General features: G+C 43.5%; 24 protein-coding genes. 9 read left to right on the top strand and 15 right to left on the bottom strand.

What is annotated here, in order from left to right; all coding sequences use genetic code 11:
• Positions 1-15 precede the first annotated feature (15 nt).
• Positions 16-987 carry an elongation factor P--(R)-beta-lysine ligase gene (gene epmA / locus AC3CIA_RS01230; protein ID WP_488518409.1) on the bottom strand — a complete coding sequence of 324 codons (972 nt, stop codon included), beginning with the start codon at positions 985-987 and terminating at the stop codon, positions 16-18.
• A 451-nt stretch (positions 988-1,438) separates the two neighbouring features.
• Between epmA and frdA the strand changes: the two genes are divergently transcribed.
• The 4 genes from frdA to frdD are packed head-to-tail and all read left to right on the top strand — an operon-like array spanning position 1,439 to position 4,809.
• Positions 1,439-3,262 carry a fumarate reductase (quinol) flavoprotein subunit gene (gene frdA, locus AC3CIA_RS01225; RefSeq protein ID WP_004733344.1) on the top strand — a complete coding sequence of 608 codons (1,824 nt, stop codon included), beginning with the start codon at positions 1,439-1,441 and terminating at the stop codon, positions 3,260-3,262.
• Positions 3,262-4,026 carry a succinate dehydrogenase/fumarate reductase iron-sulfur subunit gene (locus AC3CIA_RS01220; RefSeq protein ID WP_004733343.1) on the top strand — a complete coding sequence of 255 codons (765 nt, stop codon included), beginning with the start codon at positions 3,262-3,264 and terminating at the stop codon, positions 4,024-4,026. The genes frdA and AC3CIA_RS01220 overlap by 1 nt, the downstream gene beginning before the upstream one ends.
• A gap of 1 nt (position 4,027) precedes the next feature.
• On the top strand, positions 4,028-4,411 hold the full coding sequence (gene frdC, locus AC3CIA_RS01215) for a fumarate reductase subunit FrdC (protein ID WP_004733341.1): 384 nt from the start codon (positions 4,028-4,030) through the stop codon (positions 4,409-4,411).
• An 11-nt stretch (positions 4,412-4,422) separates the two neighbouring features.
• Positions 4,423-4,809 carry a fumarate reductase subunit FrdD gene (gene frdD / locus AC3CIA_RS01210; protein ID WP_029225230.1) on the top strand — a complete coding sequence of 129 codons (387 nt, stop codon included), beginning with the start codon at positions 4,423-4,425 and terminating at the stop codon, positions 4,807-4,809.
• A 745-nt stretch (positions 4,810-5,554) separates the two neighbouring features.
• On the opposite strand, the gene efp is transcribed toward frdD, so the two are convergent.
• Entirely contained in the window at positions 5,555-6,121 is a 567-nt protein-coding gene (gene efp / locus AC3CIA_RS01205; RefSeq protein WP_004733338.1) for an elongation factor P, read from the bottom strand.
• A gap of 33 nt (positions 6,122-6,154) precedes the next feature.
• On the opposite strand from efp, the gene epmB reads away from it, so the two are divergent.
• Entirely contained in the window at positions 6,155-7,177 is a 1,023-nt protein-coding gene (gene epmB / locus AC3CIA_RS01200; RefSeq protein ID WP_488518408.1) for an EF-P beta-lysylation protein EpmB, read from the top strand.
• A 202-nt stretch (positions 7,178-7,379) separates the two neighbouring features.
• Positions 7,380-7,868: an MgtC/SapB family protein gene (locus tag AC3CIA_RS01195; RefSeq protein ID WP_488518407.1), complete on the top strand. Its 489-nt coding sequence runs from the start codon at positions 7,380-7,382 to the stop codon at positions 7,866-7,868.
• A gap of 141 nt (positions 7,869-8,009) precedes the next feature.
• Here the strand turns inward: AC3CIA_RS01195 and AC3CIA_RS01190 are convergent, their stop codons facing one another.
• The 5 genes from AC3CIA_RS01190 to AC3CIA_RS01170 all read right to left on the bottom strand — a co-directional run bounded on the left by AC3CIA_RS01190 (position 8,010) and on the right by AC3CIA_RS01170 (position 13,469).
• Positions 8,010-9,488, bottom strand: a complete 1,479-nt coding sequence (locus AC3CIA_RS01190) for a sensor domain-containing diguanylate cyclase (RefSeq protein WP_488518406.1) — start codon at positions 9,486-9,488, stop codon at positions 8,010-8,012.
• Between the two features lie 321 nt (positions 9,489-9,809).
• Complete coding sequence (locus AC3CIA_RS01185) at positions 9,810-10,367, bottom strand: VC2662 family protein (RefSeq protein WP_017076345.1); 558 nt, start codon at positions 10,365-10,367, stop codon at positions 9,810-9,812.
• Between the two features lie 419 nt (positions 10,368-10,786).
• Positions 10,787-11,062 (bottom strand): four helix bundle protein, encoded by a 276-nt coding sequence (locus tag AC3CIA_RS01180; RefSeq protein ID WP_488518405.1) that lies wholly within the window; start codon positions 11,060-11,062, stop codon positions 10,787-10,789.
• A 418-nt stretch (positions 11,063-11,480) separates the two neighbouring features.
• Entirely contained in the window at positions 11,481-13,127 is a 1,647-nt protein-coding gene (gene groL, locus AC3CIA_RS01175) for a chaperonin GroEL (RefSeq protein WP_488518404.1), read from the bottom strand.
• 51 nt (positions 13,128-13,178) lie between these two features.
• A complete protein-coding gene (locus tag AC3CIA_RS01170) occupies positions 13,179-13,469 on the bottom strand; it encodes a co-chaperone GroES (RefSeq protein ID WP_004733324.1) in 291 nt (96 codons plus the stop codon).
• 453 nt (positions 13,470-13,922) lie between these two features.
• On the opposite strand from AC3CIA_RS01170, the gene AC3CIA_RS01165 reads away from it, so the two are divergent.
• The 3 genes from AC3CIA_RS01165 to AC3CIA_RS01155 all read left to right on the top strand — a co-directional run bounded on the left by AC3CIA_RS01165 (position 13,923) and on the right by AC3CIA_RS01155 (position 16,516).
• The gene (locus AC3CIA_RS01165; RefSeq protein WP_488518403.1) at positions 13,923-15,266 is read left to right on the top strand and encodes an MATE family efflux transporter; all 1,344 of its coding nucleotides are present in this window, start codon (positions 13,923-13,925) and stop codon (positions 15,264-15,266) included.
• 403 nt (positions 15,267-15,669) lie between these two features.
• Positions 15,670-16,152 carry a methylated-DNA--[protein]-cysteine S-methyltransferase gene (locus AC3CIA_RS01160; RefSeq protein WP_488518402.1) on the top strand — a complete coding sequence of 161 codons (483 nt, stop codon included), beginning with the start codon at positions 15,670-15,672 and terminating at the stop codon, positions 16,150-16,152.
• Between the two features lie 112 nt (positions 16,153-16,264).
• Positions 16,265-16,516 carry a type II toxin-antitoxin system Phd/YefM family antitoxin gene (locus AC3CIA_RS01155; RefSeq protein WP_488518401.1) on the top strand — a complete coding sequence of 84 codons (252 nt, stop codon included), beginning with the start codon at positions 16,265-16,267 and terminating at the stop codon, positions 16,514-16,516.
• A gap of 36 nt (positions 16,517-16,552) precedes the next feature.
• Here AC3CIA_RS01155 and AC3CIA_RS01150 read toward each other — a convergent pair whose 3' ends face one another.
• The 8 genes from AC3CIA_RS01150 to AC3CIA_RS01115 form a co-directional block, all read right to left on the bottom strand.
• Positions 16,553-16,876: a nucleotidyltransferase family protein gene (locus tag AC3CIA_RS01150; protein ID WP_017093684.1), complete on the bottom strand. Its 324-nt coding sequence runs from the start codon at positions 16,874-16,876 to the stop codon at positions 16,553-16,555.
• A complete protein-coding gene (locus tag AC3CIA_RS01145) occupies positions 16,866-17,312 on the bottom strand; it encodes an HI0074 family nucleotidyltransferase substrate-binding subunit (protein WP_017093683.1) in 447 nt (148 codons plus the stop codon). The genes AC3CIA_RS01150 and AC3CIA_RS01145 overlap by 11 nt, the downstream gene beginning before the upstream one ends.
• A gap of 467 nt (positions 17,313-17,779) precedes the next feature.
• Complete coding sequence (gene gpmM, locus AC3CIA_RS01140) at positions 17,780-19,312, bottom strand: 2,3-bisphosphoglycerate-independent phosphoglycerate mutase (RefSeq protein ID WP_488518400.1); 1,533 nt, start codon at positions 19,310-19,312, stop codon at positions 17,780-17,782.
• A 551-nt stretch (positions 19,313-19,863) separates the two neighbouring features.
• Complete coding sequence (locus AC3CIA_RS01135) at positions 19,864-21,801, bottom strand: polysaccharide biosynthesis protein (RefSeq protein ID WP_488518399.1); 1,938 nt, start codon at positions 21,799-21,801, stop codon at positions 19,864-19,866.
• A 306-nt stretch (positions 21,802-22,107) separates the two neighbouring features.
• The gene (locus tag AC3CIA_RS01130; protein WP_488518398.1) at positions 22,108-22,656 is read right to left on the bottom strand and encodes a sugar transferase; all 549 of its coding nucleotides are present in this window, start codon (positions 22,654-22,656) and stop codon (positions 22,108-22,110) included.
• Positions 22,656-23,489 carry an NAD-dependent epimerase/dehydratase family protein gene (locus tag AC3CIA_RS01125; protein WP_488518397.1) on the bottom strand — a complete coding sequence of 278 codons (834 nt, stop codon included), beginning with the start codon at positions 23,487-23,489 and terminating at the stop codon, positions 22,656-22,658. The genes AC3CIA_RS01130 and AC3CIA_RS01125 overlap by 1 nt, the downstream gene beginning before the upstream one ends.
• Positions 23,490-23,492: 3 nt before the next feature.
• A complete protein-coding gene (locus AC3CIA_RS01120) occupies positions 23,493-24,311 on the bottom strand; it encodes a glycosyltransferase (RefSeq protein ID WP_488518396.1) in 819 nt (272 codons plus the stop codon).
• Positions 24,312-24,325: 14 nt separating this feature from the next.
• A complete protein-coding gene (locus AC3CIA_RS01115) occupies positions 24,326-25,501 on the bottom strand; it encodes an EpsG family protein (protein ID WP_488518395.1) in 1,176 nt (391 codons plus the stop codon).
• Between the last annotated feature and the right edge of the window lie 2 nt (positions 25,502-25,503).

Below are 25,503 nucleotides of genomic sequence, written 5' to 3'. Positions count from 1 at the left end.
TAACTGAACAAAAAGCTAAGAACGCGGGAACGGGAAAGCCGTCACATCATCGATGTGGTCGTAGCCGAGCGCCAGCATGATCAGACGATCGATACCTAAAGCAACACCGGCACAGTCTGGTAAGCCCGCTTTTAATGCCTCAATCAAGTGATGGTCAATCGGTTGAGGCGATAAGCCCATCTCAATACGTTTGGCATTATCACCTTCAAAGCGCTGAAGTTGTTCTTGTGGTTTATCTAGTTCATGGAAGCCGTTTGCCAATTCAATCCCTTTGAAGTACACCTCAAAGCGATCAGCCACTCGTGGATCATTCGGGTTAATCTTGGCTAACGCCGCTTGTGATGCTGGGAAGTCATAAACAAACGCAGGTACTTGTTGCCCTATCTTAGCTTCAACCCCAATACTAAACAGCAGCTGCAGCAAGGTGTCACGATCGTCTTCTGGATCTGCAATGTCGCTGAGCCCTAGTTTTGCGGCAGCCTGCTTTAAAGTATCCATAGAATCTTCTAATGGACACACACCCAATACATCAATAAAGGCTTGTTGGTAAGTCATTCGCTCCGCAACACCTGATTTTAGAACCTGCTGTAACAGCAAATCCATTTCATCCATCAGGTCATGATGATCAAAGCCAACGCGATACCACTCCAACATGGTGAACTCAGGGTTGTGATAACGGCCATTCTCTTCATTACGAAAAGACTTACAAATTTGGTAGATACAGCCACTGCCCGCCGCTAACAGTCGTTTCATATGAAACTCTGGACTGGTCATAAAGAACAATGGCTGGCCGTGCGCATAACCCGGCCCTACGAATTCAGTTTTGAACGTATGCAAATGCACATCCGTCACCGTAGCGTGACTCATCGCAGGCGTATCCACTTCCATCACGTTTCGTTCTGTAAAGAACTGACGAATTTGATTAAGGATATCAGCACGTTGCTTTAACTGCTTAATGGTTGCGGCCGGTTGCCATGTAGATTGCATTATTAAGTTCCATATCACTGAATTCTAGGCGACGAAAATTACCACCTTTCGTCTCTTTTGTAAGCTTCTATCTGTCTATTGATGAAAGCAAAATGTTGTTTTAATGAAGCCAGAAAATTACGTTCTACAATACAATTATCAATACAGCTTCCACATCAACATTGATAACGAAAATCATACTCAACAAGCCGTTAACACGTGTCTTGTGGGGGAATGGTTATCAACAATTCATTGCCGTGATTGCAGTCACATAACCTATAATTTCTATGCCCCCATATGCATTACCGACCTAAAAACCCAAATACATCAACTTTTCAAATACCTTCCTCTCGTACACTGAACCTACCACTTAAGGCTTAGGGGTGAGAAACGGTTGCTGCCGTTTATTGCTCTCTAAATAAGCTTTTTATAATTACAAGCGGAATACTCCGCATCACACTGGAGAATAACTGTGAAGACAATTACCACAGATATCGCAGTCATCGGCGCAGGCGGCGCTGGTCTTCGTACAGCTATCGCTGCGGCTGAAGCTAATCCTGAATTGGAAGTAGCACTGATTTCTAAAGTTTACCCAATGCGTTCGCACACGGTAGCAGCAGAAGGCGGTTCAGCAGCAGTAATTAAAGACGAAGATAGCCTAGATAACCACTTCAACGATACTGTTGGCGGTGGCGACTGGCTATGTGAACAGGATGTTGTTGAATACTTTGTTGAAAACTCGACTCGCGAAATGATCCAAATGGAACAATGGGGCTGCCCATGGAGTCGTAAAGAAAACGGTGAAGTAAACGTACGCCGATTCGGCGGTATGAAAGTAGAGAGAACGTGGTTCGCAGCGGATAAAACCGGCTTCCACATGCTTCATACTCTGTTCCAGACTTCGATGAAGTACGACACAATCAAACGATTTGATGAGTACTTTGTGGTGGATTTGATCGTTGAAGATGGCGAAGTACAAGGCCTAATCGCGATTCATATGTCTGAAGGTGAGCTTGTTACGATCAAAGCGAAATCTGTTGTATTAGCAACGGGTGGCGCAGGTCGTGTTTACCACTGCAATACCAACGGCGGCATCGTAACTGGCGACGGTATGGCAATGGCTTATCGCCACGGTGTACCACTGCGTGATATGGAGTTCGTTCAATACCACCCAACAGGCCTACCGGGCACTGGCATCTTGATGACCGAAGGTTGTCGTGGTGAAGGCGGTATCATCGTCAACAAGAACGGCTACCGTTACCTACAAGATTACGGCATGGGCCCTGAAACTCCAGTGGGCGAGCCGAAAAACAAATACATGGAACTGGGTCCTCGTGACAAAGTTTCTCAAGCATTCTGGCACGAGCAGCAGAAAGGCAACACCATCAAGCACCCACTTGGTGATGTCGTACACCTTGACCTTCGCCACCTTGGTGAAGAGTACCTGCAAGAGCGTCTTCCGTTCATCTGTGAGCTTGCAAAAGCATACGTAAACGTTGATCCAGCAAAAGAGCCAATCCCAATTCGCCCTACCGTTCACTACACCATGGGTGGTATTGAAACTAACGGTACGTGTGAAACTCGCATTAAAGGCCTATTCGCCGTTGGTGAATGTGCTTCAGTTGGCCTACACGGTGCAAACCGCCTAGGTTCTAACTCTCTGGCTGAGTTCGTCGTATTTGGCCGCGTAGCCGGTGAACAAGCCGTGAAACGTGCAGCTGAATTCAAAGGCTGGAATGAAGAAGCCATCACTAAGCAAATTAAAGCGGTTGAAGATCGCATCGCAGGTATCTTGGCTCAAGAAGGCGATGAGAACTGGGCTGACATCCGTACTGAAATGGGTCACACCATGGAAGCGGGTTGTGGTATCTACCGTCAAGAAGACTTGATGCAAGAAACCATCGACAAAATCACCGAACTGAAAGCGCGCTACAAGAAGATCAGCATTAAAGACAAAGGCAAAGTGTTCAACACTGACCTACTTTACGCTATCGAAGTGGGCTACGGTCTTGAAGTTGCTGAAGCAATGGTTCACTCAGCGATTCTTCGCAAAGAGTCTCGCGGTGCACACCAACGTCTAGACGACAACTGCACAGAACGTGATGATGTGAACTTCCTGAAACACTCTCTGTCTTTCTACAACGAAGATGCAGCACCAACTATCGACTACAGCGGCGTTAAGATTACTAAATCTCAACCTAAAGCTCGTCTATACGGTGAAGCAGCCGAGAAAGCCGCTGCTGCTGAAAAAGCGGCAGAAGAGAATGCTAAGAAGAGCGAAGAGGAGCAAGCATAATGTCAGCGAATCGAATCCAAAAAATTGAAATCCTGCGTTATGACCCTGAGCACGATGCAGAACCTCACTTTCAAACCTTTGAAGTTCCGTTTGATGAAACCATGTCAGTACTTGATGCGATTGGTTACATCAAAGATAACCTAGATAAAGACCTGTCTTACCGTTGGTCTTGTCGTATGGCGATTTGTGGTTCTTGCGGCATCATGGTTGATGGCGTGCCAAAACTGGCATGTAAAAGCTTCTTACGTGATTACCCGAATGGCTTCAAAATTGAACCATTGGCTAACTTCCCAATCGAGAAAGATTTGATTGTCGACATGACGCCGTTCATCGAGCGCCTTGAAGCAATCAAGCCTTACATCATTGGTAACGACCGTAAGCCAGAAGACGGCACTAACATCCAAACTCCAGAGCAAATGGCGAAGTACAAACAGTTCGCTGGCTGCATCAACTGTGGTTTGTGTTACGCCGCGTGTCCTCAGTTTGGTCTAAACCCTGAGTTCATCGGCCCTGCGGCACTTGCTCTTGCTCACCGCTACAACCTAGATAGCCGTGACAATGGTAAAGCTGAACGTATGAAGCTTATCAATGGCGACAATGGCGCTTGGGGCTGTACGTTTGTAGGTTACTGTTCTGACGTATGTCCGAAGAAAGTAGACCCAGCGGCTGCAGTAAACCAAGGTAAAGTTGAGTCTTCAATGGACTTCGTTATTTCGATGTTCAAACCTGATGGCGAGCCGGTTAAAGCGACGGAGGAAGCGTAATATGAGCAATCGTAAACCTTATGTTCGTGAAATGAAGAGAACGTGGTGGAGCAACCATCCGTTCTACCGTTTCTACATGCTACGTGAAGCGACTGTACTGCCTTTAATTCTATTCACTCTGTTCCTAACCTTCGGTTTGGGTTCGCTAGTGAAAGGTCCTGAAGCGTGGGAAGGTTGGTTGAGCTTTATGGCTAACCCTGTCGTTGTTGGTATCAACATCGTGGCACTGCTAGGCAGCTTACTGCACGCTCAGACCTTCTTCAGCATGATGCCTCAAGTAATGCCAATCCGTCTTAAAGGCAAATTGGTAGATAAAAGAATCATCGTACTGACCCAGTGGGCAGCGGTGGCATTTATTTCTTTAATCGTTCTCATGGTGGTGTAAGGAGCTTCGTTATGAACACAAATTACAAAATGAAACCTGTTAACCACAATCCTAAACGCTCTGATGAACCAATCTGGTGGGGCCTATTTGGCGCTGGCGGTACTTGGTTCGCGATGATCACACCAATCACGATTTTAGTGCTGGGTATCTTAGTGCCAATGGGCATTATCGATGCGGATGCAATGAGCTACGAACGTGTCTCTGAGTTCGCCACCAGCATTATCGGTGCGCTATTCATCATCGGTACACTAGCACTACCAATGTGGCACGCAATGCACCGTCTTCACCACGGCATGCACGACCTTAAGTTCCACGTCGGCGTTGCAGGTAAAGTTGGCTGCTACTTTGTTGCAGGCCTAATCAGCGCACTGTCTGTTATCTTCATCTTTATGATTTAAGAGCAGATACGAGATTCGCGTAAACGAGTATCGAAGAGCTTAAAAGCAGATGCGGGATTCGAGTAAACGAGTATCGAAGAGCTTAAAAGCAGATGCGGGATTCGAGTAATCGAGATTCGAAGAGCTTAAAAGCAGAAAAGCGAAAGCAGAGCTAGGTTATCCAGCTCTGCTTTTTTATTGCTTGTCGAATCTATTATCCTCTAACTCGCTCCTGCTCTTCGTATCTCGCATCCCGCTTACTCGAATCTGCCCCTTCCGCTTTTCGTATCTCGCATCTCGTTTACTCGAATCTGCCTTTCCCGCTCTTCGTATCTCGCATCCCGCTTACTCGAATCTGCTCTTTCAGCTTTTCGTATCTCGCATCCCGCTTACTCGTATCTGCCCTTCCAGCTCTTCGTATCTCGCATCTCGGTTACTCGTATCTGCTCTTCAAGCTCTTCGTATCTCGCATCCCGTTTACTCGAATCTGCCTTTCCTGCTCTTCGTATCCCGCATCTCGGTTACTCGAATCTGCCTTTCCCGCTCTTCATATCCCGCATCTCGTTTACTCGTATCTGCTCTTCAAGCTCTTCGTATCCCGAATCTCGTTTACTCGCATCTGCCCTTCAAGCTCTTCGTATCTCGCATCTCGGTTACTCGCATCTGCCCCTACCGCTTCTCCTGATCGCCAGATACAAAAAAGGCCGCTCATAAGCGACCTTTTCTATTTCACTGAGCCACCTTAAACAAGGTGGACACAATCAAATTATTTTACACGACCAACGTATTCGCCAGTACGAGTATCAACTTTAACAACTTCACCGATAGCGATGAATAGAGGTACACGAACTACCGCGCCTGTTGCTAGAGTTGCAGGTTTACCACCCGTACCCTGTGTATCGCCTTTCAGGCCAGGATCAGTTTCAGTTACTGGGATCTCAACAAAGTTTGGCGGAGTAACTGTGATAGGGTTATCATTCCACAACGTTAGAGTACAAACGTCATTTTCAACTAACCATTTTGCTGAATCAGCGACTGCTTTTACGTCTGCTGCGATTTGCTCAAATGTTTCGTTGTTCATGAAGTGGTAGAATTCGCCATCGTTGTATAGGTAGCCTAGTTCAACGTCAACAACATCTGCAAGCTCAAAGCTTTCGCCTGACTTGAATGTTTTCTCTAACACTTTGCCTGACAGCAGTTTACGAAGTTTTACACGGTTAAACGCTTGGCCTTTACCTGGCTTAACGTATTCATTGTCGATAATTGCGCAAGGCTCATTATCTAACATGAATTTTAAACCGCCTTTGAATTCATTGGTGCTTACTGACGCCATGATTTTCTCTTCCACATCTTTGAGTTAATTTCAATGCCGCATATCATAACCCGAAAAGTCGAATCTGTTGAGCAAAACTGGCTCAAACAACTATCGAATGCGATCTCTGACCCGACAAAACTGCTTCAAGCATTGGAAATAGACCCAACACCGTGGCAAAACGGATTCGCGGCACGTGAGCTGTTTTCACTTCGAGTTCCCTTAAGCTTTGTAGAACGAATGGAAAAAGGCAACCCACACGACCCTCTATTGCGTCAGGTGTTACCACTCAATGAAGAGTTCGAGGTTCATCAAGGCTATTCAGCCGACCCATTAGAAGAGCAAGAAAACGCGATTCCTGGACTGCTGCATAAATACAAAAACCGCGCACTGATGATTGTAAAAGGGGGGTGCGCTGTAAACTGCCGCTACTGCTTCCGCCGTCATTTCCCTTATCAAGATAACAAGGGCTCGAAGTCTGTGTGGCAAACCAGCCTCGACTATGTAGCCACTCATCCAGAGATCAACGAAGTTATCTTATCCGGTGGCGACCCTTTAATGGCCAAAGACAGCGAACTCGAATGGCTGATCAATGCCATCGAACAGATTCCGCATGTAAAAACCGTTCGAATTCATAGCCGATTACCGGTTGTGATCCCTGCTCGAGTGACGGATGAGCTATGCCAATTGTTAGCTCGAACTCGCCTCAACGTGGTGATGGTCAGTCATATCAATCACGCCAATGAAATCAATTTAGAACTCAAACAAGCCTTTCATAAGCTAAAGCTAACTGGGGCGACTCTGCTTAATCAGGGGGTGATGCTAAAAGGCGTTAACAATAGCGCTAACTCTTTGAAAGAATTAAGCGAAAAGCTATTCGATGCCGGTGTTTTACCTTACTATATGCATGTACTTGATAAAGTTCAGGGCGCCGCTCACTTCTATATCTCCGATGAAGAAGCAAAGATGCACTTTAAGGGTTTGATCTCTGAGATTTCTGGCTACCTCGTACCTAAGTTAACTCGCGAGATTGGCGGCCGTAGCAGCAAGACGCCACTCGATCTACACATTGAATAACCCTATCTGGAATAATCGTCGCTTCTTATCGTCTTAAACATCAAGAAGCGACAAAAGAAAACTCCCCTACCTTCTCGTTGACCACCACCGGCTGTTAAACCTTAAGCAGACAATCCAATCGTTAAGACAAAAAGTTTTTGTTCGATCGTCCGGTCTATTATTAGCATACTCGGCTCTATTCTAAATTTTTAGGAGGGGTGATATGACACAATTTATAGAACAAACTCTCAACCTTGCCCCCTTTAGCTGGGCAGGCCTCGCAGCATGTATGCTGTGTGGATCATTAATCGGAATCGAAAGGCAAACCCGCGGTAAACCCGTTGGAATACGAACCTCCATTTTGATTATCAGCGGTACTTATTTCTTTCTCACCATGGCGATTAGCTTATCTCCCAACACACTCGATCAAGCCCGTGTGCTTGGTCAGATAATAACGGGGGTGGGATTTCTTGGGGCCGGGGTAATGATGACATTGGATGGCAAGATTCATGGCGTCACTTCAGCCGCGATTATCTGGGTACTCGCAGCATTAGGCATGATGATTGCCTTAGGACACCTTTCTCAGTCTGTCATCATCACTCTAATGGCGCTTGTGATACTGCTTGGTGTCGACAAGGTGGAAAACAGTTTCCAAAGCCTGCGTCGTGGTGTGCATCAGAAGTGGATGAATAAAGGTCGCGTGAAGAAGTAACCTCTAATTTTAGATGCGTTTATCTTAAAGACATTTTGTCCTTAGATTCGATTTCTTAGAGGAAAATTCTTAGAGACGAATTCTTAGAAACGAAAAAGAAGCCTAGTCAAACGACTAGGCTTTGAGTTTTTAGACAAGCGCTTAATGCACGTGAATACACACTTGATTCTTACCCGCGGTTTTCGCCTTATAAAGCTGTTCATCAGACGAACGAATACTCTGGTTTTCCCACAAGTGCCCGACACTATCGAACTTGTACAGAGAATAGAGCGTCGCTCCCCCAGAAACAGAAATATTCACCTTATCACCCGTCGGACATCGGTAACTTTGCAGGCTAATGTCATTTTGAATCCGTTGAAAAATCGATGAAAGCAATTCAGATGATTCACCCGTGATCGCGACAACAAACTCTTCACCACCAAACCGTGCCACGATATCTTGCTGCCTAACGCTGTTCAGCATCAACTGAGCCACATGGCAAATCACCTCGTCCCCTGTTTTGTGGCCATAGCGGTCATTAACCACTTTAAAATCATCGATATCAAACACCCCAACACCAATAATCGGCTGTTCGTCCTGAGCCAGTAATCGAGCTTCAAAGCCGCGTCGATTCAGTAAACCAGTTAATGGGTCGCACATTGCTAGGTCATTCAAACGCTGGTGTTCTTGTCTTGTATAAAAACGCCATAGCCATAAAACCGAGAGCAAATACAAAACAAACAGTATCGAAAGCTGAATCTTCTCCATCTCCAATACATGCAGAAAGTGCTCGCTCTTCTCTTCTTCAATACTGAGATATAACTGAGTGTTAATGTCATCAACATACAAAGGCTTGGAATAGGTAAAGTCCATAACCCCGTACTTGTTTGCGCCTCGAGTACTGGTGACTTTATAACCATGAGTAGGGTTCGATACGAGGTTAGAGACATAGCCATCGACACCCAATACCCCTTTAAACTCACCATTAACGTAAATGCCTTTGGTTAACGTCACGACTTTTTTACCCGTCAGGTAATCATCATATTGGCCCGTATAGACAACTTGGTCTTGACCTTGCGCTAAGCCAAAACGAATCGTATTCACCCAGTATGGACGACTGTTCACCACAGAATCAAAGGTATCGCCCTTAATCGTGCGGGCAAAATCAGAAGGCGAAGAGATAATAAACTTCTCTTTCGAGATAAAATAAATCGCAGAGATGGTATCAATAGTATTGGCAAAATAAGCCATGGTTGGAGCGATGAATAAGCGCTTACCGGCTTCCGAGTTAAGCTCTGACTTCGGATCACACATTTCGCTAGGGCCGGAGAACATGAAGTCAAAACGAGGGGCTTGTTGCTCCTCACTGATGAAATAGCATGTCTCACCCTCTACCTTTTTTTCATGCGAGAACACATAAGTATCGCCATGCAGTGGGTAAAGTGCCGTGATGTTGTATTCAAGGGCATTAATGATCTTTGTGAGCTCAGCAAGAGAGCGCGTGACACCTTGGTTTTCGATTCCATACTGTTTATCTGATTCTTCCGCTGAATCAACGAGCAATAAGCCCAAAACGACTAAAAAACTGGCGGTAAGGCTTAAGAAAGCCTTTTTAAAATCGATGGTATGGTGTTTTATCAAAGCATATAAGTCGACGTTGTGATTTTAGCGCACATTGTACTTATAAGTAAAAATACTGCAATAGAAAGTATAAAACCAAGTGCTTATTAACTAATTTGAGGTAGGTAAATCGGAAAGGGGATTGAAACAACAGAGCTTCAACAAAAGAACAGTGTCTAAACAAAAGAACAATGCTTAAACAAAAGAATAATGCCTAAACAAAAGAATAATGCCTAAACAAAAGAATTTAGGCATTGATAGGTTTGAACACTAATAAATCGCTTAACTCACCAATAGTGAATCTAGAGGCTCAACCGTGTTTTATTTCGTGAAATTCATGTTCTATTTAGCGAAGTTTACAATTGGGAAGCACGGGAAGAAGCCGTTATCAGCACAGTTGATCAAGCCAATTTGCACGCCTTCAATCTTCGTTGTTTTGTTGAAGATACCAACCTGGACCGTAGACACTTCTGAAAGGTTAGCCGCACCAACATCAACCAAAGTGTCGCCTTCAGAATAGTTAACAAAACTCACGTTCGCGCCTTTTACATCATTAGTGATGTTAACTGCACCCAAGTTCAAACCTGTCGTTTTTCCAGGGTTCCAGTTGAATATACCCAGTGAAGCACCGGTCATTTCTTGGTTTACTTTATGCGCACCAAAAATACCCAAGTTTACACCTGTCGTCGTTTGCGTCTCTGACATACCAATAATAGCAAGGTCGACACCTTTAACGTCATTCACTTGCCCATGAAGCAACGCAACACGTACACCGCCAACCGCATCTGAATCGGGTGCGTTAAAACCGTTGATCGTTGAGAACATAACAGGCGAAGAAGCAAATGCTGCTGGCGCCATTACCGCTGCAGAAACAGCAAGTACTGAAAGTAGTTTTTTCATTGGGGAGTCTCCACTGACTTATTGTTGACTTGATTAATCCATTTTCAATCAAGCATTTATTATCCTTTATTCAACAGCTATCCATGTTAGATCAATGTCATAACTGTACTGTTGAATATAAGACGCAAAATCATAAAGAGCAATGGTTAAGAGCAGATGCGGGATGCGAGTAACGAGATGCGAAAAGAATAAAAGCAGATGAGGGATTCGAGTGGCAAGATGCGAAAAGACTAAAAGCAGATTAGAGATACGAGTGAACGAGGTGCGAAAGGCAAAGAGCAGATGCGGGATTCGAGTGAACGAGATGCGAAAAGCAAAGAGCAGATGCGGGATTCGAGTGAACGAGATGCGAAAAGCAAAGAGCGGAGGTGAAAGACCAAAACATAACAGCGAGTTTATTAAGCAAGAAGAAGGGGAAGTTATTGTTCTAGTGACTTGATTAAAGCTCCTAACATGCGTGAGATTTGAAGCGCTTCAGATTGCCACAGCTCACCAACGTCCCTAGGAATAAATCCGACTTCAACGCCTATATCAGCTTGTGTTGCAAACTCACCGATTGAGCCCTTCGCGATTGCAAAGAAGTGCTTACGCTCTTTAAGAGACTTTCGCTCACAACCTTCAGCAATATTGCTAGGTACAGATAAAGCACTGCGAGTAATCTGATCTTTAAAACCAAAATCTCTGCATATAGACATTCCCCGATAAACATTTATCGATAACTGCCGACTTCGTTGCCAAACATCAAGTTTTCTATAAAGCACAATTTCTACCTAAAGACCGAAAACCTAATCATCTCAAAAGAACATCGTAGAAAAGTATTAATAAAGAACCAAGTTAGAGACAGTTCAGATTCTATGCTTTTATCTTCTCAAATTTCGCTTACTCGTCTCTCTCATCTGCCTTTCAAGCTCTTCGTATCGCGATTACCCACATCTCTCATCTGCTTTTCAAGCTCTTCGTATCTCGATTACCCGTATCTCGTATCTGCCCTTAAAGCTCTTCTCATCCCGATTACTCGCATCTCGTATCTGCTCTTCAAAAACAAAAACGGAGACCGAGGTCTCCGTTCTAAAGCTTATGTATAGCTTTCTCTGTTACGAGAAAGGGGGATGATTACATCATGCCGCCCATACCACCCATACCGCCCATGCCACCCATATCAGGCATTGCAGGGCCAGAATCTTGAGGCTTGTCTGTGATCATCGCTTCTGTTGTGATCATAAGACCAGCAACTGATGCTGCGAACTGAAGTGCAGAACGAGTCACTTTAGTTGGGTCAAGAATACCCATCTCAATCATATCGCCGTATTCGCCAGTAGCCGCGTTGTAACCGTAGTTACCTTCGCCAGCACGAACATTGTTAGCAACAACTGATTCTTCATCACCAGCATTGGTTGTGATTTGACGGATAGGCGCTTCCATTGCACGTAGTGCAACGCGGATACCTACGTTTTGCTCTTCGTTGTCGCCTTCAAGGCCAGCAACTTTAGACGCAGCGCGGATAAGTGCAACACCACCACCAGCAACCACACCTTCTTCAACAGCAGCGCGAGTTGCGTGAAGTGCATCTTCTACGCGGTCTTTCTTCTCTTTCATCTCAACTTCAGTCGCAGCGCCAACTTTGATTACTGCAACACCGCCAGCTAGCTTAGCTACGCGCTCTTGAAGTTTTTCTTTATCGTAGTCAGACGTTGCATCTTCGATTTGTTGACGAATTTGAGAAACACGACCTTTGATCATGTCTTCATTACCCGCACCATCGATGATGGTTGAGTTTTCTTTAGTGATCGTAATGCGCTTAGCTTGACCTAGGTCTTCTAGCGTTACTTTCTCAAGGTCTAGGCCGATCTCTTCAGAGATAACCGTGCCGCCCGTTAGGATAGCGATGTCTTGCAGCATAGATTTACGACGGTCGCCGAAACCAGGGGCTTTAACAGCAGCCACTTTAACGATGCCACGCATGTTGTTCACAACAAGAGTTGCCAGCGCTTCGCCTTCTACATCTTCAGCGATGATAAGAAGTGGACGAGATGCCTTAGCAACTGCTTCTAGAGTCGGAAGAAGTTCACGGATGTTCGAAACTTTCTTGTCGATAAGAAGAATGAACGGGCTATCCAGATCAACAGAACCGGCTTCTTGGTTGTTGATGAAGTAAGGAGATAGGTAACCGCGGTCAAACTGCATACCTTCAACTACGTCTAGCTCGTCTTGTAGAGCCTGACCTTCTTCAACCGTGATAACGCCATCACGACCTACTTTTTCCATCGCTTCAGCAATGATGTTACCTACTGTCGAATCAGAGTTCGCAGAGATAGTACCTACTTGCGCGATAGCTTTCGTGTCTGAACAAGGAACAGAAAGGTTCTTCAGCTCTTCAACAGCCGCGATAACCGCTTTGTCGATGCCGCGCTTAAGATCCATTGGGTTCATGCCAGCAGCAACCGCTTTTAGGCCTTCAGCGATAATAGACTGAGCCAATACTGTTGCTGTAGTTGTTCCGTCGCCCGCCGCGTCATTCGCTTGCGAAGCCACTTCTTTAACCATTTGTGCGCCCATGTTTTGGAACTTGTCTTCAAGTTCGATTTCACGTGCAACTGAAACACCATCTTTAGTGATAGTCGGTGCGCCAAATGATTTGTCTAGAACAACGTTACGGCCTTTAGGACCTAGCGTTACTTTTACTGCGTCAGCCAGAACGTTTACACCTTCTAGCATTTTAATACGTGCGTCGTTACCAAATTTAACGTCTTTAGCAGCCATCTTAATTTCCTTTAAAATTCTTTATTAAATCAGTTCAATGTGTGGCGCGGATTACTCAACGATCGCCATGATGTCGTTTTCAGACATGATCAGAACTTCTTTGCCGTCGATCTTTTCAGTTTTAGTGCCGTAGCCTTCAGAAAAGATAACAGTATCGCCAACTTTAACGTCCAATGGTTGTACTGAACCATTTTCTAAAATGCGGCCTTTGCCGACAGCTAGAATAGTACCGCGCGTTGATTTTTCAGCGGCAGAACCAGTTAGAACGATGCCACCAGCAGACTTAGATTCAACTTCTTGGCGCTCAACGATAACTCGGTCGTGTAGAGGACGGATATTCATCGGTCGTATCTCCTGATAATTTCCATTTAATATGATAGTTGCCACAATTGGCATGGGTTAATCAGTATGTTGGGGCGATGTGAAAGAACCCAAGGGGGAAAAGATAAAAATTGTGATCCAATGAGCAGATAAGAGCAAGTAAGAGCAGATGCGAGTAAACGGGATGCGAGATACGAAAAGCAAAAACGCCCCCTGCGAATAATCCTGTGTAAATGTCAGGGGGTTAAGCAAAAGAAGGCTGCTTTTCTTTTCTCCGCTTTTAGCTCTTCGATACTCGTTTACCCGCATCTCGTATCTGCTTTTAAGCTCTTCGCATCTCGCTTACTCGAATCCCGCTTCTGCTTTTAAGCTCTTCGTATCCCGATTACTCGCATCTCGTATCTGCTCTTTAAGCTATTCCCTTCCCGCCCGCATCTGTTTATCCTACGGTTTTGGTTTCAATCGGCGTTTTACATGCAAGATAAGCACGGGCTATTAACCGCCCCAATTGAGAGTACATTGCGTACCATGACCATACCGACCATATTCGGTATGGTGGCGATCTTGATGTTTAACCTTGTCGATACTTTCTTTATCTCATTGCTCGGCACACAAGCACTCGCAGCGGTGAGCTTTACCTTCCCTGTCACCTTCGCCATCAACTGCATTACTATGGGTATAGGCATTGGCTTGTCGACATGTATCGGACGGTTGCTTGGCCAAGGCTGCGCGCAAAATGCAGCTCGTTTTACCTGCCACGGTTTATTGCTTGCTGTGCTGCTTGTTGGTTTTGCATCGACACTAGGGCTTTTCACGCTAGAGCCTATGTTTACTCTATTAGGTGCTGAACCTGAATTACTGCCACTCATATCTGAATACATGACAGTCTGGTATTTAGCGATACCACTGCTTGTTATACCAATGGCAGGCAACAGCGCGATACGAGCGAGCGGCGACACCAAAACACCCGCTAAGATCATGATGCTGGCCGGCCTTATTAACGGCATTCTCGACCCGCTGCTGATCTTCGGTTATGGGCCTTTCCCGGAATTAGGGATTCAAGGCGCAGCCATTGCTAGCGGATTCAGTTGGTTTGGTGCGTTGTGTGGCTCACTGTATGTATTAACCATACGAGAAAAGCTACTTGCTCCGCCCAAACTAAAAAAACTCATCGATGACTGGAAACAGATCTTAACCATCGGCACACCCGCCGCCCTTTCCAATGCCCTGAACCCAATTGCTGGCGCCATTATCATGATGATGTTAGCCAAACAAGGGACAGAAGCCGTAGCGGCTTACGGGGCTGCCCAGCGTATTGAATCGATTTTGATCATCGTGTTGATGTCTCTAACTTCTGCCCTCACGCCTTTCATGGCGCAAAACTTTGGCGCTGATAACCCACAGCGTAGTTTCAAGGCTCTGTTCTTAAGCATGCGCTTTGCCGTGATGTTCCAAGGTTTGATTTTCTTAATGATGGTGCCATTGAGCATCCCTTTAGCCGCCCTATTTTCTCAAGAAGAATCCGTGCGAGGCATCTTGTGGCACTACTTATTAGTTGTCCCGTTTAGCTATGGGTTCCAAGGTATTGTAATGATGCTGATCAGCGCGATGAACGCGATGCATCAACCACTTAAAGCATTCCAATGGAGCTTCATGCGCCTGTTTGTATTCACCTTGCCCTTTGCGTGGATAGGCAGCCAAGTCGATGGTGTCGAAGGGATGTTTGTTGGCTTAGCACTAGGAAACATCATGGGCGGTATTTCTGGGTACTTGTTTGCGCTTCGTATTAGGGGGAAAGCAGATGCGGGATGCGAGTAATCGGGATACGAAAAGATATAAGAGCAGATTCGAGATTCGAGTAACCGAGATGCGAAAAGATATAAGAGCAGATGCGAGATTCGGGTAACCGAGATGCGAAAAAATGTAAGAGCAGATGCGAGATTCGGGTAATCGGGATGCGGAAAGATATAAGAGCAGATACGAGATTCGACTAATCAGGATGCGAAAAGATTTAAGAGCAGATACGAAATTCGAGTAATCGGGATGCGAAAAGATATAAGAGCAGATACGAGATTCGAGTAATCGGGATGCGAAAAGATATAAGAGCAGATACGAGATTCGAGTAATCGGGATGCGAAAAGATTTAAGAGCAGATGAGAGATTCGAGTATCGAGATTCGAAGAGCTTGAGAACAGAAAAAGACTAGAAGAAGGAAGATGACATGGAAGGCACCACTTACAAAATGCTTTATGACGCACCGATTGGCAAGATGATCATTGTGAGTAATGGTGTATCGCTTATTGAAATTGACCATGTAAATCACGAAGAGCTAATGACTAGCAATCCAGATGAACTTTGCCAACTGGCGGCGAAACAGTTAGACGAATACTTTGCAGGCCAACGCACCCATTTTGACTTACCTTTAGAACCCAGAGGTACCGATTTTCAACTTAAAGCATGGGTCGCATTGACCAGTATCCCTTATGGGGAAACCATCAGCTACGGTGAACAAGCGAAAAGAATGGATAACCCGAAAGCCGTAAGGGCCGTCGGTGGTGCGAACGGTAAAAACCCGTTTAGCATTGTTGTCCCCTGCCATCGAGTGATTGGGGCGAACGGTACATTAACGGGCTACACTGGCGGCATGAACCGCAAAGAATGGTTGTTGGATTTGGAGCGTTCGGTTGTAGATAAAACGCTATAAACCTTATCTCGTTAGGCAAACAATATAAAGTTTCACCATCAAGAAGCGCCATTATCACCAGACAACACAGTCTATATTTAAAATTTAATATGAAGAGATAATGATAATGATAATGCCCACTAAAACGATAAGTTACTTAAAAAAGCACGCGGCTAACCTCGATTTATCGGAGCCTATGACCATTACTCAAAATGGTAAACCCGCTTATACGATTGAATCTTATGAAGATCGAAAGCGTAGAGAAGAAGCTATAGCGCTAATGAAACTATTATCGTTTTCTATTGATGATAAAAAACATGGCCGAGTCAATTCAGGTACTCAGGTTCGAGATAAACTGGCAAAGCGTAAACAATCGGTTCAATAATCAACATCATCGATACACTAATAAAAATACGCTCGATTATTTGAGTTTAATCCCATAGGTGTCAATATGGGCAAGTAGCTCATTCGATGTAATTCTATGCTTAACGAGCAAGTCAACCTTGAATGGAAGTGACGATTGTTCTAAACGATCTTGCAAGCCTGCGACGACACTTAACGAAATACCGTCCCCCTCGATAACAATATCGATGTCAGAGTTATCTTTATAAGTTCCAAGGGCTCTAGAACCAAACACCCAGGCATGAATGACTGAAGCATGGTTCAAAACAACATCCTCAATCAGCTGATATTGATGAGGCTTAAGGCCGACAGAGCCTGGGCTAACCAAATAACTATCGATCACATTTAACCTCTTGTTCGCATTGACCCTCTTGATCACATTTAAGCTTTAAATAGAGTGTGACTTGCCCTATCACTGGTGAAAATGACTCTAAGATCAGTGACTGAGCTTCAAGGACATTTTCCTCATCATAGGTGTGGGACAATAAATTTCGTTTTATGAGTGCTTCAAGCATGATCTCACACTGCTCCGAAGATAGGTGCTTAGCTTCTAAGGCTGTACGAAAAACGCTCCTCGGCGAAGCCACATCAAACCCTTCAAACTCAAGTAAGTCTTTAAGGGTCTTCCATGTAAGTTCGAAAGAAAATTCAAAAGTTTGTACTAACCCAGCGAGCTCTAACTCATTGTAGCTATCTTGTGAGCACGCTCTCTCAAGCCTTTGCTGCGCTTTCATTAAGTTTTGCAGTCGTTGCTTCCAACGGTCTGGGTTTGAGTTCATATAAACAGCCTAGGGATAAGGTAAAAGACAAGTATAGTATGAGCCTTAAGCTACCTAATCATTCAAGAAATGTCACTCTTTCGATATATATCAAGGCCGTTCTTTTCGTCTTTTGTTTAAGGTCGTGTCCTTCTGTTCTCCCCTACCTGTATCCTGCATGTTTTTCTCACCCAATACCTGCCTTAAGCTCTTCGAACCCCGTTTACTCGCATCATGCACCAGCCCTTAAGCTCTTCGATACTCGCTTACCCGAATCCCGGATCCGCCCTTAAGCTCTTCGATACTCGCTTACCCGAATCCCGGATCCGCCCTTAAGCTCTTCGCATCTCGTTTACCCATACCACCCATCTGCTCTTAAGCTCTTCGTATCTCGTTTACTCGCATCCCGTATCTATACTCAAATTCCAGATACAAAAAAACGGCCACACTCGCGTGCAGCCGTTCTAGTATTCGATGAAAGTTAAAAGCTATTTAACGATCACTTCACCTGACATTTCAGCCGGAATTGCGATACCAGACAGAGAAAGCATCGTTGGTGCAAGGTCAGACAGCTTACCGCCTTCTTTGAACTCAACGTTTTTGCTGCCTACATAGATAAGTGGCACTGGTAGGTTAGTGTGCGCCGTGTGGATGCCGCCCGTTTCTGGGTTTACCATCATTTCCGCGTTACCGTGGTCCGCTGTGATAAGCAGTTGGCCATCGGCTTCTTTGATTGCTTCAACTACTTTACCCAGACATTCGTCTAGCGACTCTACGGCTTTAACCGCTGCATCGTAAACGCCAGTGTGGCCAACCATGTCACAGTTAGGGAAGTTACAAACGATAGCGTCGTATTTGCCGCCTTTGATCGCAGCAACAAGCTTTTCAGTAAGCTCTGGTGCGCTCATTTCTGGCTGTAGGTCGTACGTTGCTACTTTTGGAGAAGCAACAAGCTGACGCTCTTCGCCTTCAAACTCGTCTTCTTTACCGCCGTTGAAGAAGAACGTCACGTGCGCGTATTTCTCTGTTTCAGAGATACGTAGCTGCGTTTTGCCTTCTTTTGATAGCCATTCACCATAAGTGTTCTCTAGAGAAGCCGGTGGGAATGCACATAGAAGTGGGATGTCTGCAGCGTATTGAGTCAGCATCACGAAATCGATCGCTGGGAATACGTTACGCTCAAAACCGTCGAAGTTAGGCACGAACGCACGTGTGATTTCACGAGCACGGTCAGCACGGTAGTTCATGAAGATAACCGCATCGCCATCAACGATAGCTGCTGATTCTTCGCCTTCTGCTTTGATTTCAGTCGCTTTTACAAACTCATCGTTTTCATCACGAGCGTAAGCCGCTTCTAGGCCAGCAACGGCTGTATCAAACGTGAAGTCACCTTTCGCTTGAGTAAGCAGGTCGTAAGATTCTTGAACGCGATCCCAGTTGTTATCACGGTCCATGGCGTAGTAACGACCAATAAGCGAAGCCACACGGCCTTTGCCTAGTTTAGCGAATAGATCTTGGAAACGCGCTAATGTGTTTTCTGCGCTACGTGGCGGCGTATCACGACCGTCTAGGAATGCGTGTAGGTAGATTTTCTCTGCGCCACGCTCTGCTGCCATTTCAACAGCCGCGTAGATGTGATCTTCATGAGAGTGAACGCCACCTGGAGACATAAGGCCCATGATGTGCACGGCTTTGTCTGCTTTAACCGCTTTATCTACAGCATTTACTAGCGCTTCAGTTTGACCGAACTCGCCATCTGCGATTGATTTAGTAATGCGCGTTAAATCTTGGTATACCACGCGACCCGCACCGATGTTGGTGTGACCCACTTCAGAGTTACCCATTTGGCCATCAGGTAGGCCTACATCTAAGCCAGAAGCCGAGATTAGCGTGTTAGGTTGGTTAGCAATAAGACCGTCTAATACAGGTGTATTAGCGTTCGCGATAGCGTTGTCTTGGTTGTCTTCACGGTAACCGTAACCGTCAAGGATCACTAGAGCCATTGGCTTCTTAGCTGACATAGGACTGACCTCGTTCAATTCAAAATAAATCGGTATAAAAACAAATTAGCGTAATTTTACTACAGTTTACAGTCAAAACTGTAGTGGAAGATCAAGAAAGGGCGCAGGTAGGATGATCGAATGTGAAAAAAAGCGTCATTTTAGGAGGGCGTAAAGTAGGGATATGAAAATTTATATCCCTACATCTACATTGAAAAAGCGGAACCACAATAAACTCTCGGTTCTTCAGTTTAGAAGATTAATTTCAGTGTCATGATCTTCATCATCGTCCTGTGACTTTAGATCATGCACCACCGGTTGCTCTATCACTGTGGTTTTGTTGGTAACATATTGAAAGCTAAAATCATCCCACAATATTTGATCCAAACTTTCTTCAATTTCTTGATTAGATGAAATATCTATTATCATGATTACTGCCTCATATCGCTATTAAAGCTAATAGTAATTATGGACAATAAACAGAACACCTTCGAAAGAATTGTGTAAAAAACACGCTAACGGAAGGTCATAATTCACATCACCGAACCCAATATCGGTCTAGGTTCTAGGTTCTAGGTTCTAGGTTCTAGAAGGAGCGTCTCTTTGTACTGAGCAGCATTCCAAACCAAATCCCCCACCCCATCTGTCGGCTTAAACCCGGTTGGTGCATCGAGAAGAAGCTGGCGAATCGCATCATGTTGTAGGTTGTGACAAGCGAAATCCAAAGATTCAAGTAGCGTGTCATATTCATTAATCGGTAAGAACACTTCTTGTGCCGTCATGATTCGCTCATGAGCGGTTGGAGCGACATTATCGCCAATCAACAACTCTTCATAGAGCTTCTCACCAGGGCGTAGGCCAGAGAACTGGATCTCAATATCACCATGAGGGTTCTCTTCATTCTTAACAGAAAGCCCTGAAAGATTGATCAAGTTTGCTGCAAGGTCTGTGATTTTGACCGATTCACCCATATCAAGAACGAAAACATCACCGCCTTTACCCATCGCACCCGCCTGAATCACCAATTGCGCCGCTTCAGGGATGGTCATAAAGAAACGGGTAATATCACGGTGGGTAACAGTGAGTGGACCACCGGCTTTTATCTGCCTTTTAAACAGAGGAATGACCGAACCAGACGATCCCAGCACATTACCAAAACGAACCATACAGAAACGTGTGCCGTGCTCTTTTTGGTTCTCTTGCTCAGCCAAAGCTTGCAGGCCTAATTCCGCCATACGCTTGGTGGTACCCATTACGTTAGTTGGGCGTACCGCTTTGTCTGTCGAGATAAGCACAAAGGATTCAACACCCGCTTCAATCGCCGCTTTAGCCGTATAGTAAGTGCCGTAAACATTATTACGCACACCTTCGACAACGTTATACTCGACAAGAGGAACGTGTTTATAAGCCGCGGCATGATAAACCGTCTGCACACCAAAAGACTGCATTGAGGTTAACAAGCGATGTGTTCGTTGTACCGAACCTAATAGTGGTACGATCTCCACTTCATAACCTTTGGTTTCTTTGACCAGCGAAAGCTCGCGATCAATTTGGTATAAGCCAAACTCAGAGACTTCAAACAGCACTAATGTTTTAGGTTGTTGTTTAAGGATTTGACGACAAAGTTCAGAACCAATAGAGCCGCCAGCACCGGTCACCATTACCACTTTACCTTTGATGTTGGCTTCCATCAGAGCTTGTTGAGGCGCAACCGCATCACGGCCGAGCAAATCTTCAATAGGCACATCGGTAAGCTCATCAATTTTCGCTTTACCTGACACAATATCCGCCATTTCAGGAACGGTTTGAATCTCAACAGGCAGTGGCGCCAATAACTCCAACACTTGCTTACGGCGAGCGCGAGAAGCACTGGGTATCGCAAGCAAGATTTTAGAAACGTCGTGCTTTTCAATTAGCCCTTCCGTTTTATCCAAATCAATAACCGGCAAACCCAAAATAACGGTATTGGTGAGCGTTTTATCTTCATCAATAAACGCGCGTACTCGATAGTTTTCAGATGCTCTTAACGCGACAGCCAATTGTCGGCCGCCAGACCCCGCACCGTAGATAAGCACTTCTTGACGAATATCTTTTGACGTCGTCGCGACAAGATTGCGAACCACCAAACGAGAACCACCGCACAACAAGGCCAAATAAGCACCGTAAATAATAGGCACCGTACGAGGGACAGGTTCTTGCAGATAATAGGCAAACAGAGCCAAAGAGATTGCCGACAATATTGCGCCAGCCGTTACCACAAACAATGCTTGAAAGGTGAGGTACCTAAGTACTGCGCGATAAAGCCCTAATTTAGTAAAAATAAGCACGGTAGTTATTACTGTTAAGCCTGTCAGTAATAACTTATCGCCATCATTCAAAAATTGGAAATCACCTAGCCTTGTCCACAGCGCAATGTGCAGAGAGAATATAATGAGTAAAGCATCAATAGAAACACTGATAACCCGCTTTTTAAAACGAGAAAGGTGCCATATGAAGTTTAGACGTTGCATAAAGTTATTCTTATTTATGAGTATTTAATAAACCACAAAAACTGCATGAGTGGGATGTGTTGAACATTATTTAAATTCGCAAAGAGAACTTGCAAAAGATAACCCGAATATTTCATTCGTGCTTTAATTTGTTATTGATATAAATACCCCAACAATTCGAACACTTTAAGCTATTGGGGGATTGGTGACTCATTAAGACAGTATCTTACACGAACAATACTCTCATGCATGAAACTCTCAAATCACTAAGCCAATGATTAGAAGAGCAAGGGTCAAAAAGAGAAAGATTCATTCTTAGAATGGAGTTCATTTAACTGCATCACCAGAGCCACTGCCCGTCGCTGTCATCAAGATATATTTGAAGTAATCTTTCAAGGTTAGCGTATCTATCATCTGCTTATCCGTTTTAGCCAATAACTTCGGTGTAGACATGTCAATGTTCTGAACCTGAGCTAAGCCAGTTACACCTGGTAAAACATCATACACACCTTGTGCGTCGCGCTCTCTAATCAATTCTTCTTGATTGAATAGATTAGGGCGTGGGCCGACTAAACTCATATCACCTTTCACAACATTAATTAATTGCGGTAGCTCATCAATTTTAGTTTTACGCAAAAAGCCACCAAGTTTGGTAATTGATGTATCGCTAGCTAAATGACTTGCTACAGACTTCGTCTCAACCGACATGGTTCGGAACTTAATTAGCTTAAATGCCTTTTTATTACGACCTACACGTTCTTGAATAAAAATTGGCGAACCCGTATCAAAAAGACCAATAACAATAACAACTAAAAGTATCGGCCATAAGAGCAACAGACCGAGAAATGCCGCTAAAAAATCTAAAATACGTATCATTATTTTCTCTCTTTATTATGTCCTTTTAACAGTGCCATTGACTCTTCCATCGTATATGGAGGCGTCCAACCTAACACTGTTTTCAAGTCCGATGAATCTACCTGTAAATTACCAACCAACTGTTCAACCATCGCAGACTTACCAAGTAACTTCCCAGCGAATCGCATTAGGCTTACGGGGACAGGGAGCTGATAGACTTTTTTACCTAGGCCTTTTGCTATCGCGTTTGTAAACTCTTTGGTGGAAACCGTTTCACTTTCTGAAGCGAGAAAAGTGTGACCTGCTGCTTCTGGGTGCGTGGCACAAGTAGACAAAAGGTGCGCTAGATTTTGAACAGAAATAAAATCTCGTTGATTACAAACCAAACCAAAAGGCAATAATGGGGATTTGTCAATTAACCGAGTTAACGCCCCAAAATTGCCTGGTGCATCTACGCCATATACTAAAGGAGCTCTGGCTATCACAACTTCAATTCCAGTAGAGTTGGATAATTCTAATAACGATTTTTCAGCTGTGTATTTACTATTTGTCGCTATATCAAAATATCTATTGTCTTCCTGCACCCAACCTATATTCATAGTACTAAGATATACAAATCGCTTTATACCCGAACTTGCAGCGTGGCGGGCCAGTTCTATCGTTAATTCAATATTAATTGACTGATATTCTGATTCTGAATACTTATGATGAGCCAAACCAGCTAAGTGTACTATTGTAGTACAACCTGTCAGATCCCATTCATTCTTGGGAAGTCGTAAATCAATCACTCGGAAATCTGTGGGAAGATTACGCCCAATAAACCCAGTTTTTCCGGTTAAAGCTACATTCTCCATATGTTAGGCTCTCAAACCTTTGTATATAAAACTTAAAACCCTTTTAGGAAGTAGTCGCAAAAATATTCTAGGAAACAAATATTTAATAAGATCGTACTTGTCAAAATAGTTAGTAGTTAAGCATTGTCTCGCAAAATTAAATTCATATTTAAAATAAGCTAGTCCTTTCCTACGCCCTATAAGATCGTTCCCAACTCGAACATCGACTAATACTCGGTCAATATTAGAGATATATAAACCAGACATTATCGACTTAACCCACAAATAGTAATCCTCATGAAACAAGACTGATTCGTAACTACCAATTTCTATTACTTTATTTCTTTTCATACATACTGTCACGTGATTCATTGGATTTCGTTTTTTTCCAAAAGACACTATATCTTCAAATAATAATGGTACTTTACGGAGTCTATTTAGATCACCTGGAGTATCGTTAAACTCCTCTATATAAGAACCCAATATATCAATAGATGGTTTTTTTTTGATATATTCCTGCGTCAATTCAATCCTATCCGGTCTTGAAATATCATCACTATCCATTCGTATAACATACTCCTGATCGCAATGTAACATCCCGGCTTTAAGAGCCAAACCTAAACCAACGTTTTTTTCTAGTTGAACCACAACAAAGTCAATCGTTGAATCTGATAATCTATTTTTGATAATCTTTATTTCTTCTAAATATCGTTCACCTAAAGGTCCATCACAAACCAAAACAAATTGTTCAGGCTGAACAGTCTGATTTAGAATGCTATATACTGCATCTTTAAAAAAAGATATGTTATCTTTATAATATACACTCATCAAAACTGAGAACATAAAAAATACCTAAATTAATAATCCCTATGTCTTTCATTATTATCAGAAATAATTTCATAGACGTAATAAAAAGGTGAACTGTCGAAGTAATCATATGCTTTAAAAACATCCGAATAGTCACCCTTAGCTGAATATATTGGGGTGTAGAACCTTAAAATAGCCAAAACAAAAAAGAAAGCCAACATTAAAGTCCGAACATTATTATTACTTACCCTATAGAAAGACAAATAGAAAATAAGCCCCGCCATTAAAATAAGAGGGAGCATAAATCTAACGGAAAGATAAGGGATAGAATAGTCAATTACAAAACAGAAACTAATAACAACAAATAATAACTTGGTCAGATAATGGTCCTTAGAAAGGAGCAAAAAAAACAAAGAAAGGAATAGATATTTGTAATTAGAAATGAAGGTAACAATTGAAAATTCGACATCTAAAATCAACCAGGCTCTTATCTTATCTAGATAATAATATTCTGATTTTAAAATAGCCATACAAATAGGTAGAAAAATAAATATAACTAAAAAACTTACTCCAAAAAATAATCGTTTCTTACTATACCTTTCAATTAACTTGTACAAACCATAAAATATAACTAATGAATGATGGCATAAAAAAGAGACAATGAAGAATATTAATCTATACCGAGTTAAATTGAGTGATAATGCAAGAATAAAGAATGATATTGCAAGCCCTTGCCTAATATAAATAGTAAAAGAGAAAAACGGGATAAAGGCAAGACAAAGAAACATATAAATGCCAAACTCATTCCTTTCAGCTCCCTTATCAGCACATACCTTGCTATATATCTTAAACAATGCAAAAACAAGCACAGAATACTGAATACAAACATAGATGAATAAAAGACTGTGCGGATTAAGATCGCCCAAAAAAAACTTAATTACTAAATTAAGGACAGGTAAAGAAATCTCACTTCCAAAATAGTAAAAAGAGTACAATAATTCATCACTAATAAAGTTCTGATAATAAGTTTCAAAATCATCTCGATATGTAGAAAATAACTCTCTAGAAATACTGGTTAATACAAAAGTCAATATAACGCCGGGAGCTATCGCTAAAAATGTTTTCCTATTTGAAAATAAAGTAGCAAATACAAAAATAAAGTATGATATATATGGAGAAAATGGAACAACCGCATATGCTAATATCACCATATAAGTAAGATACATAC

It is taken from the genome of Vibrio sp. QJM3NY_27 (assembly GCF_057785955.1).
Note: the sequence above shows the minus strand (reverse complement) of the source record. Positions and strands in the feature narration are given on the sequence as shown.

What these genes read in the sequence shown, in the direction of transcription:
- epmA (WP_488518409.1), bottom strand. Translation starts at nt 987, where the DNA reads ATGCAATCTACATGGCAACCGGCCGCAACCATTAAGCAGTTAAAGCAA.
- AC3CIA_RS01220 (WP_004733343.1), top strand. Translation starts at nt 3,262, where the DNA reads ATGTCAGCGAATCGAATCCAAAAAATTGAAATCCTGCGTTATGACCCT.
- frdC (WP_004733341.1), top strand. Translation starts at nt 4,028, where the DNA reads ATGAGCAATCGTAAACCTTATGTTCGTGAAATGAAGAGAACGTGGTGG.
- frdD (WP_029225230.1), top strand. Translation starts at nt 4,423, where the DNA reads ATGAACACAAATTACAAAATGAAACCTGTTAACCACAATCCTAAACGC.
- efp (WP_004733338.1), bottom strand. Translation starts at nt 6,121, where the DNA reads ATGGCGTCAGTAAGCACCAATGAATTCAAAGGCGGTTTAAAATTCATG.
- epmB (WP_488518408.1), top strand. Translation starts at nt 6,155, where the DNA reads ATGCCGCATATCATAACCCGAAAAGTCGAATCTGTTGAGCAAAACTGG.
- AC3CIA_RS01195 (WP_488518407.1), top strand. Translation starts at nt 7,380, where the DNA reads ATGACACAATTTATAGAACAAACTCTCAACCTTGCCCCCTTTAGCTGG.
- AC3CIA_RS01185 (WP_017076345.1), bottom strand. Translation starts at nt 10,367, where the DNA reads ATGAAAAAACTACTTTCAGTACTTGCTGTTTCTGCAGCGGTAATGGCG.
- AC3CIA_RS01180 (WP_488518405.1), bottom strand. Translation starts at nt 11,062, where the DNA reads ATGTCTATATGCAGAGATTTTGGTTTTAAAGATCAGATTACTCGCAGT.
- groL (WP_488518404.1), bottom strand. Translation starts at nt 13,127, where the DNA reads ATGGCTGCTAAAGACGTTAAATTTGGTAACGACGCACGTATTAAAATG.
- AC3CIA_RS01170 (WP_004733324.1), bottom strand. Translation starts at nt 13,469, where the DNA reads ATGAATATCCGTCCTCTACACGACCGAGTTATCGTTGAGCGCCAAGAA.
- AC3CIA_RS01165 (WP_488518403.1), top strand. Translation starts at nt 13,923, where the DNA reads ATGCAAGATAAGCACGGGCTATTAACCGCCCCAATTGAGAGTACATTG.
- AC3CIA_RS01160 (WP_488518402.1), top strand. Translation starts at nt 15,670, where the DNA reads ATGGAAGGCACCACTTACAAAATGCTTTATGACGCACCGATTGGCAAG.
- AC3CIA_RS01155 (WP_488518401.1), top strand. Translation starts at nt 16,265, where the DNA reads ATGCCCACTAAAACGATAAGTTACTTAAAAAAGCACGCGGCTAACCTC.
- AC3CIA_RS01145 (WP_017093683.1), bottom strand. Translation starts at nt 17,312, where the DNA reads ATGAACTCAAACCCAGACCGTTGGAAGCAACGACTGCAAAACTTAATG.
- gpmM (WP_488518400.1), bottom strand. Translation starts at nt 19,312, where the DNA reads ATGTCAGCTAAGAAGCCAATGGCTCTAGTGATCCTTGACGGTTACGGT.
- AC3CIA_RS01135 (WP_488518399.1), bottom strand. Translation starts at nt 21,801, where the DNA reads ATGCAACGTCTAAACTTCATATGGCACCTTTCTCGTTTTAAAAAGCGG.
- AC3CIA_RS01130 (WP_488518398.1), bottom strand. Translation starts at nt 22,656, where the DNA reads ATGATACGTATTTTAGATTTTTTAGCGGCATTTCTCGGTCTGTTGCTC.
- AC3CIA_RS01125 (WP_488518397.1), bottom strand. Translation starts at nt 23,489, where the DNA reads ATGGAGAATGTAGCTTTAACCGGAAAAACTGGGTTTATTGGGCGTAAT.
- AC3CIA_RS01120 (WP_488518396.1), bottom strand. Translation starts at nt 24,311, where the DNA reads ATGTTCTCAGTTTTGATGAGTGTATATTATAAAGATAACATATCTTTT.
- AC3CIA_RS01115 (WP_488518395.1), bottom strand. Translation starts at nt 25,501, where the DNA reads ATGTATCTTACTTATATGGTGATATTAGCATATGCGGTTGTTCCATTT.